Here is a 14,070-nt window from a genome sequence, read left to right as displayed (position 1 = left end):
TTCGGTATTTTTATACCGTTATTTTTATACCACGTAGGTCGGGGTGCTCCGGAGGGATATCCTGCTGCCATGGTTCGCCAACCCCTCACCGCCGAACAGATCGCAGCGGGCCAGCGCCTCGGAGCCGCTCTCCGGGCCGCGCGGGCCGGCCGCAGCCTCGTCGAGGTGGCCCTGGCAGCTGGCATCTCCCCCGAGACGCTGCGCAAGATCGAGGCCGGCCGCCTCCCCGCACCGGCGTTCGGCACCGTGGTCTGCCTCAGCCAGGCCCTCGACGTCCCCCTCAGCGACCTGGCCGACGTCTGGCAGGCCGACATGCCCATCCATCAGGCGTCCTAGAGGCCGGCGGCCGCAGCACTCCAGCAGGAGATCCGGGCCCGCCGAACGGTTCGCACGGCTGCTTACCGGTCAGGCGGCCGGTTCGCTGGTGGGCGACCGGTGGCCTCCGTGGCACGCGACCAGCGCGTCCGCCACGATTCCAGCGTCAGCTTCTGCGACGTCCGCTGGGTACTCCGGCAGCAGGTCGTCCCAGACGACCAGCCACGACCCGTACAACTGGGCCTGCCCCTCCGGCCGAGCGAAGAACCAGACGTGCAGGTGGGCGCCACCATCTCCGATGCGGTAGACATGCGCCCGCGAGATGTGCGGCAGTGCCTGCACGTGGCGGACGATGCGAGTGCTCAACAGCCCCAGTTCGGCGGCCAGCTCGTCCGGTAGATCCGCCATGTCGTAGTGATCTCGTGGATACAGCATGAGCACCAGCGGGACGCCCACTCCCGAGATCCGGGCCAGCCGCCAGTGATCGTTGAACCAGATCCCTTTGTCCCGGTCGCGGCAGGCGTTGCAGTCCGACGGATCCTCGCCGTGCCGCGCGGGCTCCGGGAGGACCGGTGGGCGCAACGGCGCTACGCGCAGTCCGTCCGGCTCGAACGGACTGATCTCCCAACCCGTCATGCGTGCCAACGGGAGCCGGCGCTCGCTGTCCGCGACGGCGACTGCGTGGTCATAGAACTCGTCCGGTCGCAAGGCCATGCGGCGAAGACTAGTACGGCGGGCGGCGACCCTCAGCGGTGGCAGCGCCATACCAGCGGTCGGTACACCTGGTTCTCGTAGACGGCGCCGACCACGGTCAGACCGTCGTCGCTGATCCCATTGGCCGTGTAGGTGCCCGCCTTGGTCGCCCGGACCTCGGGTCGGCCCGGCAACCGTCGGGACGTGCCGTCCGGGGCGACGACCAGCGGCGCGCCGTCGCCGACCAGCAGGTCGCCGTTGCCGGCGATCCCGGTCGCGCCCGGGAACGGCAGCAGACTCACCGCCCCGGTCGTGAGATTCCACCGCACCGGCAGCATCTGCACGGCCCCGCCCTGTCTGTCGCCGGGAACCATGCCGATCGCCCATTCGCCGTGCGCCGAGTCGACCGAGGCGCGCGGGTAGCCGTCCGGCAGTGCCAGGGCCGCCCCGGCGCCCTGCGGCGTCCACCGGTACGGCAGTTGGCCCATCGTGCCGACCACCGTGCCGTCCTCGGTGATCCCGGTCGCGGCGGATCCGGACTGCCCGACCAGCCGGTACTCCTGCGGGCGGTCCGCCGACCACAGCACGGCATGGTGCGAGTCGCCGGCTCCGCTGGCGGTGCCGGCGATGTCCCCCCGGCCGTTGACCGCGTACACGAGGACCGCGTCGTAGCCAGGCGGGGTGGCCAGGTAGCGCAGCTTCCCGTCGCGGTAGACCCAGCCGGTGCCGTCGCCGTTGGTGCCAACCACGTCGCCGCCGGCGTTGACCGCGGCCGCGTGCCGCGCGCCGGGCGGCAGGACGCCCGCCCGGCCGTCCGTCCAGAGCACGACCCGCCCATCCTCCTGGCCGGTTCCGATGTCGCCGACGATGTACCGCCCGGTGGGGTCGACGCCGTTCGCCACCGCGACCGGACCGCCGACCGGCCGCGGCAACCACGACGCCTCACAGGCGACCGGCGAGCCCGGCGGGGTCGACACGGTTCCGGTCGGTGACACCGCGAGGGCCGGCGTCACCGGAGCCGGCCGGCTGGCGGGCCCGCCGAGCTGGACGGCGCCGACGACGCCGAGCCCGGCCATCGCCGTCACCGCGGCGATGCCGCCGAGGCGGCGTCGCCGCCGGCGTCGCCGGCCGTCGCGGACCGCGCGGCCCACGTCGACCCTCGGCTCGGGAACCGGCACCGATCGCAGCAGTACGGCGATGCGCTGGTCGTCCGACGTGGTCATCTCGGATTCCTCCCCGACATCTCGGTGACGCCGAGCACGTGGCGGACCGCCACCAGGGCCCGAGCCGTCTGCGACTTCACGTTGCCTTCGGAGCAGCCCATGGCGGCGGCCGTGTCCGCCAGCGACAGGTCGCACAGGAACCGCAGGACCAGTACCGTGCGCTGGCCGCGTGGGAGGTTGGCGAGCGCGGCGACAAGGCTGTCCCGCTCGGCCAGCTCGTCGTGCGGCGTGACCGGTGAGCGCTCGGGCTCCGGCGTCGACCCCAGCAGCCGGACCTTCGACCAGCTCAATCGCTTCTCGTCGACGAGCTTGTGGACCAGCATCCGGTGCACGTACGCGTCGACGTTGTCGGCCCGGCTGACCCGGCGCCAGTTCACGTACAGCGCCGTGATCGTCTGCTGCACCACGTCGTCTGCCAAGTGGGCGTCGCCGCACATCAGAAACGCGGTCCGATGCAGGCTCCGCAGTCGCGCGGAGACGTACTCCACGAACTGACCCTCGGCATCCACCATTCGGGCTCCCTCCTCCGCAAGCTCGACGGGTCCGGACGAGCATCAGGTTGCGTCATCAGCCGCGGAGGTTCCGCAGGGCACGCCCTGCTGGGCCGACCTGGCCACCCCGGACCTCGCCGACACGCGGCGCTTCCACCCGGAGCTGGCGGCAGATCCGCACGACGGTTCAGCTGACGATTCGCCCGATCCGGCCCGTACGACGCGCGAACAATGCCACGATGCCGGCAGGGCGTGCCGGCGGTGGCCGCCCCCAGTCGAGAGGGATCGACGTGAGCACCGTCCGCAGGGCACGCCGGGCGGCTACCCCGGCCTTTTCATCGGGTGCAGGGCGGTGGGCGGCCGCCCGCACCGCTGCCGGCTGACGGTCGTCGGCTGTCGGGCCCGCCCGCCGCCATCCCGCCGAGAGTTGCCCGAGGAGAGGAAGCGAAGCCGAAGCCATGACAGATATTCCACCGGGGGCACCCGCCTGGGTCGACCTGGTCACCACCGACCTCCCCGGCGCGGCGCGCTTCTACGCGCCCTTGTTCGGCTGGGCCGTCGCCGAGGCGGACCGGCAACCCGCGGCTGACGGTCACCTCGTCTTCCACCAGCAGGGCAAACCGGTGGCCGGTGCCGGGCTGGGGACCGGCCCGCAACGGCCGCCTGCCTGGACGCCCTACCTGGCGACCGACGACGCCGCGGGGGCCTGCCAGCGGGTGACCGACGCCGGCGGCCGGATCCTGACCGAGCCCGTCGACGTCCCCGGCTCCCGGCGGACGGCGCTCTTCGCCGACCCGGCCGGGGCGCCGTTCGGGGTGTGGCAGTCGCTCGGCATGCCAGGGGCCGAGGTGTTCGACGTACCCGGCTCGCTGACCTGGCCCGAGCTGACCACCCGGGAGTCGGACCGGGCCAAGGAGTTCTACGGGTCGGTGTTCGGCTGGACGGCGGACGACCAACCGATGGGCCCGATCACCTACACCACCTGGCAACTGGACGGTCGTCCCGTCGCCGGGATGATGCCCATGCTCGGCGAGGACTGGGGCGACCTCCCGTCCCACTGGATGGTCTACTTCGCGGTCACCGACACCGACAGGGTCGTCGCCGAGGCGCTGCGGATGGGCGCGACGCTCGCCGTCCAGCCGACGGACCTGACGCGGGGCCGGTTCGCGGTGCTCACCGATCCACAGGGGGCGTTCTTCTCGGTCCTCGGGACTACTCCGCCCTGACCGTACGGGGGCGTCCCTTGAGTGGAGGGCTGTGGCCTGACCGATGAGCGCGGCCGCGCACACTCAATTCGACGCGACCGGGTGGCCGCCCCCACCGCGGAACGTGGTGCCACTCGACGGCAGACGCGTGCGCGTGATCGTGAAGGTGCCCGATCACGGCGAGATCGGAGGCTTGGCCTTCTGCGGGTAGATCGTCTCGTGACGGGCCAGCATGGCGACGAACTCGCCGATCTTCCGCTCGCGGGTCTGCGTTCGTTTGACGGCATTGAGGCGGTGGATGAGGGCGAACCGGTTGGTTTTGGTGAGTACGTCGAACATGGCCTGGGCGGCGGGGTCGGCGGCGATGGCGGCGAGCAGGTCGGCCGGCACCTCGGCTTCCGACGGCGGGGCGTAGGCGGTCGCCCACCGCCCGTCCGCCTTCGCGGCTTCCACCGCGGCGCGGCCTGGGGGCAGCATTCGCCCCTGCGCCTCCAACCGGGCCACGTGGGCGACGTTGCGTTGTGACCAGGAACTGCGGGGCCGGCGCGGGGTGAACCGGATCCAGGAGGTCTCCTGATCCCGTTTGCGGGCCTGCCCGTCGATCCAGCCGAAACACAGGGCCTCGTCGACCGCCTGCTGCCAGGTCAGCGTCGTGACCGTGCCGCCCTTCCTGGTCAGGGCGAGCCAGACACCGGGCGACGTGACGTGATTGGCCGACAACCACGCGCGCAGCGCCTCGGCGTCCGCGACGATCAACTCATCCAGTTCGGCGCTCCCCATGACGGCAGGCTATCGCTGTGCCCTTGCCACAGCCTCTTCGCCAGTGCCATCCACCGAGGCGCCGGGCGCCGATGAGGTGGCGCCCTGCGGAACGCGTCCGCGCCGACCTGCGGCGATCAGGACTCTTCCGCAACGTGAAATTTTCTGCCACGGTCCATCGAAACATCGAAAAGTCCCTGCATCGGAGCCGCACAGGCAGCGGCCGATCCGTCTCCGACGCCTACGTCTACGCCAGCCACGACGGCTACATCCTCGGCGCACGCCGCGGCTGACACCTTCGCGTGCGCCGCGCCTCGACCTGCCCACGCGGCCTCTCAGGATCATCGGCCTGTCACGCATCGCACGGAGGAACAGTGCTCACCAGGAGACAATTGCTGATCACCGCCACGGCCGCCGTGACGGGCTCGACTCTCATCGGCCACAGCGCTCGCGCGGCTCTCCCAGTGGTCGACATGGAGGCGCTCATCAAGGCAGCACAGATCGACCCGCGCCGAGCGGACACGGCGATCACCTCGGGCAGCAAGGACAGCGTGCTTCAGGTGGAGCGTGCGCTACAGGCGCGAGGCCTGCTCACGGCCACCTACGTCGACGGCCACTTCGGCACCAGCACCATCGCAGCGTACGCCGCCTACCAGCGGTCCTTGGGATACTCGGGGCTCGACGCCACCGGCCTGCCCGGACCAACCTCGCTGCGACTGTTGGGCGAGCAGCGGTTCACGATCACGCGGTCGCTCTCCCCCGGCAGCGTGGTCACGCTACGCGGTGCACAGGTGAACACACGCACCAGGAGCATGCTGTTCGAAGCCGAACGACTCCTCGGCGCACAGCTGACGATCACACAGGGCTCCTACAGTTCCAGCACCCCGGCCTCGGCCGGCACCCATGATGGCGGCGGAGCGCTGGACCTCTCGGTGAGCGGCATGTCCTCCACCTATCGGACCAACGTCGTCAGGCAGCTGCGCCGGGTGGGTTTCGCGGCGTGGCTCCGCACCCCGTCGCAGGGAGATTGGCCCTATCACATCCACGCCATCGCCTTGGCCGACACGGACCAGTCGATCGGCGCTCAGCATCAGGCCGGCGACTACTACCTCGGCTTCAACGGACTGGCCAACCGGGCGGCCGACGACGGCCCCGCCGTCACACCAAAGCTGTCCTGGGAGGAGTACCTCCGCGCGACCTGACCGCAGGTGGTCGTGAACGCCCGTCGGCGGCAGCAACCAGCGCTCATCGGACACCGTGTGCGACGGCCAGACCTCACACGCCCCGGCAGGGTCCCGGCGCGGACGCTTGAGAGGATCAGGGCCGTTCGGGCCGGTGCCGGAGGATGGCGAGCGGGGCGTGCGCGTGGTGCAGCACCGCGTGGCTGACCGAACCGAGCAGCAGCCCGCCGAGGGCGCCGCGTCCGTGTGCGCCGACGACCACCAACTGGGCGGTCTTCGACTCCTCCGCCAGTACGTGGGCCGGGCCGCCCCGGACCAGCCGGTGCTGCACGGGCACCTGCGGGTAGCGCCCGGTGTAGCCGGCAACCGACTCGGCGAGCACCCGGTTCACCTCGTCGCCGAACTCGTCCACGTCGTACACCAGGGGCAGGATGTCGCCGGGGCCGGCGGGCGTGGGGTGAAGCCACGCGTGCACTGCGACCAGCGGGGCGTCCCGATAGGCGGCCTCCTCGAACGCGAACCCGATCGCCTCGAGAGACAGTTCCGAGCCGTCCACGCCCACCACCACCGGGCCGTCGGCGCGCGGCTCACCCCGTACCACCAGCACCGGGCTCTGTGCCTGGGCGGAGACCTGCACAGTGACCGAGCCGATCAGCAGCCCGGCGAAGCCACCCAGACCACGGTGCCCGAGCACCACCAGTGCGGCCTCCCGAGACTCGGCCAGCATCACCGGGGTCGCCGCGCCGTCGACGACGGCCCCGGTGACCGGCACCTCCGGGGCGACCTTGCCGGCCTCGGCGACCGCCTCGGCGACGTACCGCTCGGCCTGGTGGCGCAGGCCGCCGTCGACCGGCCCGCCGGGGGCCGGGCCGACCGGTACGTTCATCAGCGGCCAGATGAAGGCGTGCACGACCCGCAGCGGACGGCGCCGGTGCGCCGCCTCCCGAGCCGCCACCCGCACCGCGTCCAACCCAGCGGCGGAACCGTCCACGCCCACCACGACGGGGGCACCGGTCCTGCTCGTCATGACATCCTCCTTCGTGCATCGCTCACGGTGGGTCCGGCCTTCGCGAGCTAACAGCTAAGACCGGAGCACGCCGCAGTTTGTGACACCAACGCCGGAGCAGGTGACGCGATCCCCCGGCGGCAGTGAGCCGGCCGACCAGCAGCCCGGGTGCCGACCTCCGTCTTCAGCGGGTCACGGGGCGTCCGAACCCGGGTCAGTGATCGTCGGTGATCCCGTAGCGCTGGCGGGCCTGCTGAACGGTCTCGGGCTTGACCTCGCCGCGCCTGGCCAGGGCTGCGAGCGCCGCGACCACGATCGACTGTGGGTCGACCCCGAAGTGGCGGCGGACGGCCTCGCGGGTGTCGGAGAGGCCGAAGCCGTCGGTGCCGATCGAGTGCCAGTCCTGCGGCACCCACTGGCTGATCTGGTCCGGGACCGCCCGCATCCAGTCGCTGACGGCGAGCACCGGGCCGGGGGCGCCGTCCAGCACCCGGGTGACGTACGGGATCCGGTCCTCGCCCCTGAGCTGGGCCGCGTCACATTCCAGAGCGTCGCGGCGTAGCTCGCTCCAGGAGGTGGCGGACCACACGTCCACCGCCACGCCCCAGTCGCCGGCGAGGAGTCGCTGGGCCTCCAGGGCCCAGTGGATGGCGGTGCCGGAGGCGAGCAACTGCAGGCGTGGGGCGTCCGCCGCCAACTCCTGGGCGTTGGCTTCCCGGAACCGGTAGAGGCCCTTGCGGATGCCTTCCTCGACAGCCGCGCCCGGCGGCATGGGCGGCTGGACCTTCGGCTCGTTGTAGACCGTGAGGTAGTAGAAGACGTTCTCCGCGTCCGGCCCGTACATCCGGCGGAGGCCGTCGCGGACGATCACGGCGACCTCGTAGGCGAAGGCCGGATCGTAGGCGATCGCCGCAGGGTTGGTGGACGCGATCAGGTGGGAATGGCCGTCCGCGTGCTGCAGGCCCTCGCCGGTCATCGTCGTACGGCCGGCGGTGGCACCGATGAGGAAGCCGCGGCCGAGTTGGTCGGCGAGCGCCCACATCTGGTCGGCGGTCCGCTGCCAGCCGAACATGGCGTAGAAGATGTAGAAGGGGATCATCGGTTCGCCGTGGGTGGCGTACGACGTGGCGGCGGCCGTGAAGTCGGCCATCGAGCCGGCCTCGGTGATGCCCTCGTGGAGGATCTGGCCGTTGCTGGCTTCCTTGTAGAACAGGAGCGTGTCGCGGTCGACCGGGTCGTAGGTCTGACCGTGCGGCGAGTAGATCCCGGCGGTGGGAAAGAGCGACTCCATGCCGAAGGTACGCGCCTCGTCCGGAACGATGGGCACCCAACGCCTGCCGGTCTCCTGATCCCGCATCAGATCCTTGACCAGGCGGACGAAGGCCATGGTGGTCGCGATCTCCTGACTACCGGACCCTCTGGCCAAGGTCTCGAAGGGACTGGCGGGCGGCTCGGGCAGTACCACCGGGTGGACCCGGCGAGCCGGGGCGGGCCCGCCCAGCGCGGCCCTGCGCTCGTGGAGGTAGCGGACCTCCGGCGAGTCGGCGCCGGGGTGGACGTACGGCACCAGCTCGTCGTTGAGCTTGCTGTCGGGGATGGGAAGTTCGAGCAGGTCGCGCAGCGCGCGGAACTCGCTGCCGGTCAGCTTCTTCATCTGGTGGTTGGCGTTGCGCGACGCGAACCCGGCGCCCAGCGTGTGGCCCTTGATCGTCTGCGCGAGGATCACGGTCGGCGCGCCCCTGTGCTCGACCGCAGCCCGGTAGGCGGCGTAGACCTTGCGGGGCTCGTGGCCCGCGCGCGAGGCGTGGAAGCAATCGGCGATCTTCGCGTCGGTCAGCACCTTCGCCATCTCGACGAGCGCCGGGTCGGCGCCGAAGAAGTGATCGCGGATGTAGCTGACATCCCGGACCGCGTACGTCTGGAACTGCCCGTCGGGGACCTCGCGCAGCCGGCGGACGAGCGCCCCGGTGGTGTCGAGCGCGAACAGGTCGTCCCACGCCGAACCCCAGAGCGACTTGACGACGTTCCAGCCCGCCGCGCGGAACTGGGCCTCCAACTCCTGGACGATCTTGAGGTTGGAGCGCACCGGCCCATCGAGCCGCTGCAGATTGCAGTTGATCACGAAGGTGAGATTGTCCAGGCCTTCGCGACCGGCGAGAGCGAGCGCGGCGGTCGACTCGGGCTCGTCCATCTCGCCGTCGCCCAGGAACGCCCACACCCGCGAGGCGGAGGTGTCCTTGATGCCACGGTGCTGCAGATAGCGGTTGAACCGCGCCTGGTAGATCGCCGACAGCGGGCCCAGGCCCATCGACACGGTCGGAAACTCCCACAGCCACGGCAGCCGGCGCGGGTGCGGGTAGGAGGGCAGGCCGTCGCCGCCCGCCTCCTGCCGGAACCGATCGAGGTGGTCCTCGGTGAGCCGCCCGTCCAGGAAGGCGCGGGCGTAGATGCCAGGGGACGCATGACCCTGGATGTAGAGCTGGTCGCCGGAACCGCCCGCCTCCTTACCCCGGAAGAAGTGCTGGAAGCCGGTCTCGTACAGCCAGGCGGCGGACGCGAAGGTGGAGATGTGCCCGCCGAGGCCGTGGCGGCTGCCGCGAGTCACCATCGCGGCGGCGTTCCAGCGGTTCCAGGCGGTGATCCGCCGCTCCATCTCCTCGTCGCCGGGGAACTCCGGCTCGGCGGCGGTCGGAATGGTGTTGATGTAATCGGTCTGCAGCAACGTCGGCAGCGCGAGGCCGGAGCCCTCCGCGTGCTCAAGCGTGCGGCGCAAGAGATACGAGGCGCGGTGCGGCCCGGCTGCCGCGGTGACGGCGTCAAGAGAGGCCGCCCACTCGGCGGTCTCCTCGGGGTCGCGGTCCGGGATCTGATCGAGTGCGCTTGGCTGCTTTCGCCCGATGTCGGTCATGCTGGGCCGCCTTCCCCGATGGTTCCGGACGTCGGCGAGCTGTCCCGCCGGTTCCCACTAACGACCAGGTAGCCCGGGGATTCGTGACAGCCGACCCGGGACAGTGGGGCTTGCCACGATCGGCGTGGCTCAGCCGGCCCCAGCTGCGCAGGAGCAAGGGAAGAGGGCTGGGAGAAACGGGTATGCCGGCCCGTGGCGCGGCGAGCCGCGCCCAGGGGCAGCCGGACACCGACAACAGCGACAGGCAGTACCAACGGGAGGAAAGAGACGTCATGTCCGACCTCACGGCCCCGAGCGATGCCGTGCGGGCCTTCGACGCCGTCCGGCCCCGGCTGTTCGGCATCGCCTACCGGATGCTGGGCAGCGTCGCCGACGCCGAGGACATCGTCCAGGACACGTGGCTGCGGTGGCAGCAGGCGGACCGGAGCGCGGTACGGGATGTGGCAGCCTTCCTCGCGACCACGACAACCAGGCTCGCTTTGAACGCGGCGACATCGGCCCGCGCCCGGCGCGAGTCCTACGTCGGCCCGTGGCTGCCCGAGCCCATCCAGACCTCGGCCGACCCGGCGACCCGCGCCGAGCAGGGCGAAGCGCTCGGACTGGCGTTGCTGCTCCTCCTGCAGCGGCTGACCCCGGCCGAGCGCGCCGTGTACGTGCTGCACGAGGCCTTCGACTACCCCTTCCGGCAGATCGCTGAGATCCTCGAGATCACCGAGGTGAACGCGCGGCAACTCGGGCGCCGGGCACGCGCGCACCTCGTGGAAGAACGGCACGCACCGGTCGCCCCCGCCGACCACGACCGGCTGCTCCACGCCTTCCTCGCCGCCGCGCGCTCTGGTGACCTTGGCCAGCTGGAAGAACTGCTCGCCAAGGATGCCGTCTCCTACTCCGACGGCGGGGGCGTGGTCAGCGCGGCCCGGGTACCGGTGACCGGCCGGGCCAAGGTCGCCCGCTACGTCCTCGGCGTCGTGGCAAAGTTCGGTACGCATGTCTCGCTGGACTTCGTCGAGTCCAACGGGCAGCAGACCGTCCTCGCCCGCCGGGCAGGATCCGTCGTCGCGCTGTGCGCGATCGATGCCTCCCCGGCGGGAATCGCACGGGTGTTGATCGTGCTCAACCCGAGCAAAGTCGCCCGGTTCGGTGCGTCTGATGCCAGGTAGTGATCCCACCCAGTCCAATTGGGCAGCCGACCGGCGACCCAGCGCCGCAGGAGACGGGTGCCGCCCGCTCCCCCTCGACTATCGTGGGGCGCCACCGGTGGCAGGGCGGGGCGCGCCGGCGGCGGTGAACGCGGCCCGGGGTTGCTGCACCGCCTGCAGCGAGACGGTGTCACGGCCGAACAGCACGGCAGTGAGCCAGACCAGCAGGACGCGGACCTTGCGTTCCCAGGTCGGCACGGCGAGCACGTGGTATCCGCGGTGCATCACCCAGGCCGTGAATCCCTTGACGACCAGGCGGCGGTACTGGAACACCCCGCGACCGAGACCGAGGGTCGCGACCACACCGAGGCTGTGGTGCGTGTACGGCTTGACCCGCCGCCCGCGGAGGTCGGCGACCAGGTTCGCGGCCAGCAGTTTCCCCTGCCGGACGGCGTGTTGCGCGTTCGGCACCGTCTGGGCGCCCGGGACCGCCGAGGCGAGGTCCGGAACCGCGGCATTGTCGCCCGCGCCCCAGGCGTCGGGGATCACGGCGTCCGCCGTGCCGACCCGCAGGTCGGCACGCACCTGCAGCCGGCCCCTCTCGTCGACCGGCAGGTCGGTGTTCTTCGCGACGACGGGATTGGCACCGTTGCCCGCGGTCCAGATCAACAGCTCGGTGTCGTACTCCTCGCCGGTCGAGAGCACGACGTGCCCGTCCTCGGCCGATACGAGCTGCGTGTCGAGGTGAATGTGGGCGCCACGCTCCTCGAGGTGGCGGACCACCCACCGCCCCACGTCGTCGGTCACCTCGGGGAGGATCCGGCCCTGCGCCTCGACGAGGTGAAAGGTGAGATCCGAGAAGGTGAGTTCCGGGTACCGCTTGAGCAGCGCCGTCGCGAGCGAGAGCAGTTCGCCGAAGCCTTCGACTCCGGTGAACCCGCCGCCGACGACGGTCACGGTCAGCAGCCGTGTGCGCTCCGGGCCCGGTGGAAGGGCCGAGGCGCGCTCGAATGCGGTGAGCAGCCGGTCCCTGATCGCGACCGCCTCCTCGACGTGCTTGAGCCCGATCGCGCCCTCCGCGACCCCGGGGATCGGGAAGGTACGGGTCACCGCGCCCGCCGTGACCACGACGATGTCGTACTCGACCTGGCGGTCGGGGCCGTCCAGCGGCCGGATGGTCGCCGTCCTGCGCCCGTGGTCGATTTCGGTAGCACTACCGGTGATGACGGTGGTGCGACGGAGGTGACCGCGCAGCGAGACGGCGACGTGGCGGGCCTCGACCGAGCCCGCGGCGACCTCGGGCAGAAACGGCTGATAGGTCATGTACGGCCGGGGATCGACGAGCGTGACCTCGGCCTCGCCGCGACGGAGCTTCTTCTCCAACCCCCAGGCGGTGTAGAAACCGGCGTAGCCGCCGCCCACGATCAGGATCCTGCGCATGGCAACCTCCAACGAACCGCTACCAGCTACAACCAGGTGGGGCCGGGCTTTGTGCCACGCGGCGCCCGATCGTGATCGGGCACACGACCACGGATCGGCGGACGTGCAGCGCCTCGACCAGGCACACGATGATCTCTTGGCATTCGCCGGCGCGTGCGGTCAGCAGCTGCGCCTGCGCGGTCGCACCCGCTGGCGTACGGTCATCGCGGCCGCCTGCTCCACCGCGGTCATGTCGCCGGAGCGAGCGGCCGCGATGAACGTGGTCAGCAGCCGCCGGTGCGCGGCTGCGCCCGCCGGCGTACGCCGCTCACTCGCCATGTCTCGACGCGCCCGGCTGACCAGCTGGCGCACCGCGGGTTCGGTCGACTGCAGGATGTCGGCGATCTGCGCATACGAGTAGTCGAACGCCTCCCGCAGAACATACGCGGCGCGCCCGCTGGGCGTGAGCTTCTCCAACAGCAGCAGGGCCGCGAGCTTCAGGGCCTCGCTGCGCTCGGCCGCCAGGTTCAGGTCCGCGCTCGGGTCGACGGGTTCCGGCAGCCACGATCCGATGTACGTCTCGCGCCGCACCCGCGCGGACTGCAGCGCGTTGATGGCTAGTCGGGTCGTCGTCGTCGCCAGAAACGCAGCCGGGTCGATCACGGCGTCGCGGTCGCACGTCTGCCACCGCAGCCACACCTCCTGCACCAGATCCTCGGCCTCGACGGCGCTGCTGAGCATGCGATACGCGATCCCGAACAGGCGCGGCCGCACGGTCGTGAAGACCGCCGCGGCCTCCTCGAGATCATCCGTGCCGACCGGGTGCGAATCCCCACCGGAATCCACCATCCCTCGCCCCCGTTCTGCTGACGTCGCGGCTGCCACCAGGCCCATGGTGGGTCGGACATGCCGTACGGCCCAACGTCCGGGCCCGTGGAGTGACAGCACGCACATGCCTGTCACAGATCCCGCGGCTGCGCTGTCTCGGCTGGTGGAGAAACCGAAACCCGCCAGGAGAACACAGAGGGGTGGCGCGATGAGGCCTGGTCGGCTGGAGGCATTCAGTGACGGGGTGCTCGCCATCATCATCACGATCATGGTGCTGGAGCTGAGGGTGCCGGAGGGGCACCGTCTCTCCGACCTCGTCCACACGACCGGCGTCGGGCTGCTGACGTATCTCCTCAGCTTTGTCTATGTGGGCATCTACTGGAACACCCACCACCACATGTTCCACCTGGTTCGGCGGGTCAACGGTGGCGTGCTGTGGGCGAACCTGGCGCTGCTCTTCTGCCTGTCGCTGGTCCCGTTCACGACAACCTGGGTGTCCGAGTCGAGGTTCGAGCAGATCCCCGTCGTCATCTACGGCCTGAACCTGCTCAGCGCGGCCGTCGCCTACCTCGTGCTCCAGCGGGTGATCATCCGGCAGCAGGGGCCGGAGTCGCCGCTGCGCCGCGCCGTCGGCGCTGACCGCAAGGGCAAGATCTCCGTGGTGTTCGACGTCATCGGGATCCTCAGCGCCCTGACGATCGACCGGGGCGGTCGTGTCGGCGTCTGGATCGCCCTGGCGTGCTTCGTCGCCATCGTGATCATGTGGGTCGTCCCCGACCGCCGCATCGACCGGGTGGTCCGCCAGTACGGGACTTCGGGCTGAGGACGCGAGGCCGGTTCTCCTGTCGCTTCACATGTCACAGGCCAGGGGGGTTCCCGGTCTTAGCTGGTGACCGGACGGCA

The 14,070-nt window shown here is 70.8% G+C and carries 13 protein-coding genes; 5 read left to right on the top strand and 8 right to left on the bottom strand.

Annotated elements, in window-relative coordinates:
* Positions 1-69: 69 nt before the first annotated feature.
* Positions 70-336, top strand: coding sequence for a helix-turn-helix domain-containing protein (locus ACIBBA_RS11915; protein WP_396696314.1), 267 nt, complete (start codon positions 70-72; stop codon positions 334-336).
* A 69-nt stretch (positions 337-405) separates the two neighbouring features.
* Here ACIBBA_RS11915 and ACIBBA_RS11910 read toward each other — a convergent pair whose 3' ends face one another.
* The 3 genes from ACIBBA_RS11910 to ACIBBA_RS11900 are packed head-to-tail and all read right to left on the bottom strand — an operon-like array spanning position 406 to position 2,743.
* A complete protein-coding gene (locus ACIBBA_RS11910) occupies positions 406-1,029 on the bottom strand; it encodes a hypothetical protein (protein WP_396696312.1) in 624 nt (207 codons plus the stop codon).
* Positions 1,030-1,061: 32 nt separating this feature from the next.
* A complete protein-coding gene (locus ACIBBA_RS11905) occupies positions 1,062-2,231 on the bottom strand; it encodes a hypothetical protein (protein WP_396696311.1) in 1,170 nt (389 codons plus the stop codon).
* Positions 2,228-2,743, bottom strand: a complete 516-nt coding sequence (locus tag ACIBBA_RS11900; protein WP_396696309.1) for a SigE family RNA polymerase sigma factor — start codon at positions 2,741-2,743, stop codon at positions 2,228-2,230. The genes ACIBBA_RS11905 and ACIBBA_RS11900 overlap by 4 nt, the downstream gene beginning before the upstream one ends.
* Before the next feature lie 437 nt (positions 2,744-3,180).
* Between ACIBBA_RS11900 and ACIBBA_RS11895 the strand changes: the two genes are divergently transcribed.
* Complete coding sequence (locus ACIBBA_RS11895) at positions 3,181-3,948, top strand: VOC family protein (protein ID WP_396696307.1); 768 nt, start codon at positions 3,181-3,183, stop codon at positions 3,946-3,948.
* 153 nt (positions 3,949-4,101) lie between these two features.
* Here ACIBBA_RS11895 and ACIBBA_RS11890 read toward each other — a convergent pair whose 3' ends face one another.
* Positions 4,102-4,707, bottom strand: coding sequence for a YdeI family protein (locus ACIBBA_RS11890; protein WP_396696305.1), 606 nt, complete (start codon positions 4,705-4,707; stop codon positions 4,102-4,104).
* Positions 4,708-5,078: 371 nt separating this feature from the next.
* On the opposite strand from ACIBBA_RS11890, the gene ACIBBA_RS11885 reads away from it, so the two are divergent.
* Positions 5,079-5,888, top strand: a complete 810-nt coding sequence (locus ACIBBA_RS11885; protein WP_396696303.1) for a peptidoglycan-binding protein — start codon at positions 5,079-5,081, stop codon at positions 5,886-5,888.
* A gap of 115 nt (positions 5,889-6,003) precedes the next feature.
* Here the strand turns inward: ACIBBA_RS11885 and ACIBBA_RS11880 are convergent, their stop codons facing one another.
* On the bottom strand, positions 6,004-6,894 hold the full coding sequence (locus ACIBBA_RS11880; protein WP_396696302.1) for a universal stress protein: 891 nt from the start codon (positions 6,892-6,894) through the stop codon (positions 6,004-6,006).
* A gap of 193 nt (positions 6,895-7,087) precedes the next feature.
* Entirely contained in the window at positions 7,088-9,781 is a 2,694-nt protein-coding gene (gene aceE / locus ACIBBA_RS11875) for a pyruvate dehydrogenase (acetyl-transferring), homodimeric type (RefSeq protein ID WP_396696300.1), read from the bottom strand.
* A 272-nt stretch (positions 9,782-10,053) separates the two neighbouring features.
* On the opposite strand from aceE, the gene ACIBBA_RS11870 reads away from it, so the two are divergent.
* Positions 10,054-10,941 (top strand): RNA polymerase sigma-70 factor, encoded by an 888-nt coding sequence (locus ACIBBA_RS11870; RefSeq protein WP_396696298.1) that lies wholly within the window; start codon positions 10,054-10,056, stop codon positions 10,939-10,941.
* Positions 10,942-11,019: 78 nt separating this feature from the next.
* On the opposite strand, the gene ACIBBA_RS11865 is transcribed toward ACIBBA_RS11870, so the two are convergent.
* Together ACIBBA_RS11865 and ACIBBA_RS11860 are read right to left on the bottom strand one after the other, a co-directional pair.
* Positions 11,020-12,360: an NAD(P)/FAD-dependent oxidoreductase gene (locus ACIBBA_RS11865; RefSeq protein ID WP_396696296.1), complete on the bottom strand. Its 1,341-nt coding sequence runs from the start codon at positions 12,358-12,360 to the stop codon at positions 11,020-11,022.
* A gap of 159 nt (positions 12,361-12,519) precedes the next feature.
* Positions 12,520-13,224: a sigma-70 family RNA polymerase sigma factor gene (locus tag ACIBBA_RS11860; RefSeq protein WP_396696294.1), complete on the bottom strand. Its 705-nt coding sequence runs from the start codon at positions 13,222-13,224 to the stop codon at positions 12,520-12,522.
* Positions 13,225-13,375: 151 nt separating this feature from the next.
* On the opposite strand from ACIBBA_RS11860, the gene ACIBBA_RS11855 reads away from it, so the two are divergent.
* Positions 13,376-13,990: a TMEM175 family protein gene (locus ACIBBA_RS11855; protein WP_396696292.1), complete on the top strand. Its 615-nt coding sequence runs from the start codon at positions 13,376-13,378 to the stop codon at positions 13,988-13,990.
* Positions 13,991-14,070: the final 80 nt, after the last annotated feature.

Origin of the sequence: Micromonospora sp. NPDC051006 (assembly GCF_044456245.1) — a bacterium.
Taxonomy (GTDB): domain Bacteria; phylum Actinomycetota; class Actinomycetes; order Mycobacteriales; family Micromonosporaceae; genus Micromonospora.
Note: the sequence above shows the minus strand (reverse complement) of the source record. Positions and strands in the feature narration are given on the sequence as shown.

Coding starts and splice junctions, on each gene's coding strand:
- ACIBBA_RS11915 (WP_396696314.1), top strand. CDS start 70: ATGGTTCGCCAACCCCTCACCGCCGAACAGATCGCAGCGGGCCAGCGC.
- ACIBBA_RS11900 (WP_396696309.1), bottom strand. CDS start 2,743: ATGGTGGATGCCGAGGGTCAGTTCGTGGAGTACGTCTCCGCGCGACTG.
- ACIBBA_RS11865 (WP_396696296.1), bottom strand. CDS start 12,360: ATGCGCAGGATCCTGATCGTGGGCGGCGGCTACGCCGGTTTCTACACC.
- ACIBBA_RS11895 (WP_396696307.1), top strand. CDS start 3,181: ATGACAGATATTCCACCGGGGGCACCCGCCTGGGTCGACCTGGTCACC.
- ACIBBA_RS11890 (WP_396696305.1), bottom strand. CDS start 4,707: ATGGGGAGCGCCGAACTGGATGAGTTGATCGTCGCGGACGCCGAGGCG.
- aceE (WP_396696300.1), bottom strand. CDS start 9,781: ATGACCGACATCGGGCGAAAGCAGCCAAGCGCACTCGATCAGATCCCG.
- ACIBBA_RS11905 (WP_396696311.1), bottom strand. CDS start 2,231: ATGACCACGTCGGACGACCAGCGCATCGCCGTACTGCTGCGATCGGTG.
- ACIBBA_RS11910 (WP_396696312.1), bottom strand. CDS start 1,029: ATGGCCTTGCGACCGGACGAGTTCTATGACCACGCAGTCGCCGTCGCG.
- ACIBBA_RS11855 (WP_396696292.1), top strand. CDS start 13,376: ATGAGGCCTGGTCGGCTGGAGGCATTCAGTGACGGGGTGCTCGCCATC.
- ACIBBA_RS11880 (WP_396696302.1), bottom strand. CDS start 6,894: ATGACGAGCAGGACCGGTGCCCCCGTCGTGGTGGGCGTGGACGGTTCC.
- ACIBBA_RS11870 (WP_396696298.1), top strand. CDS start 10,054: ATGTCCGACCTCACGGCCCCGAGCGATGCCGTGCGGGCCTTCGACGCC.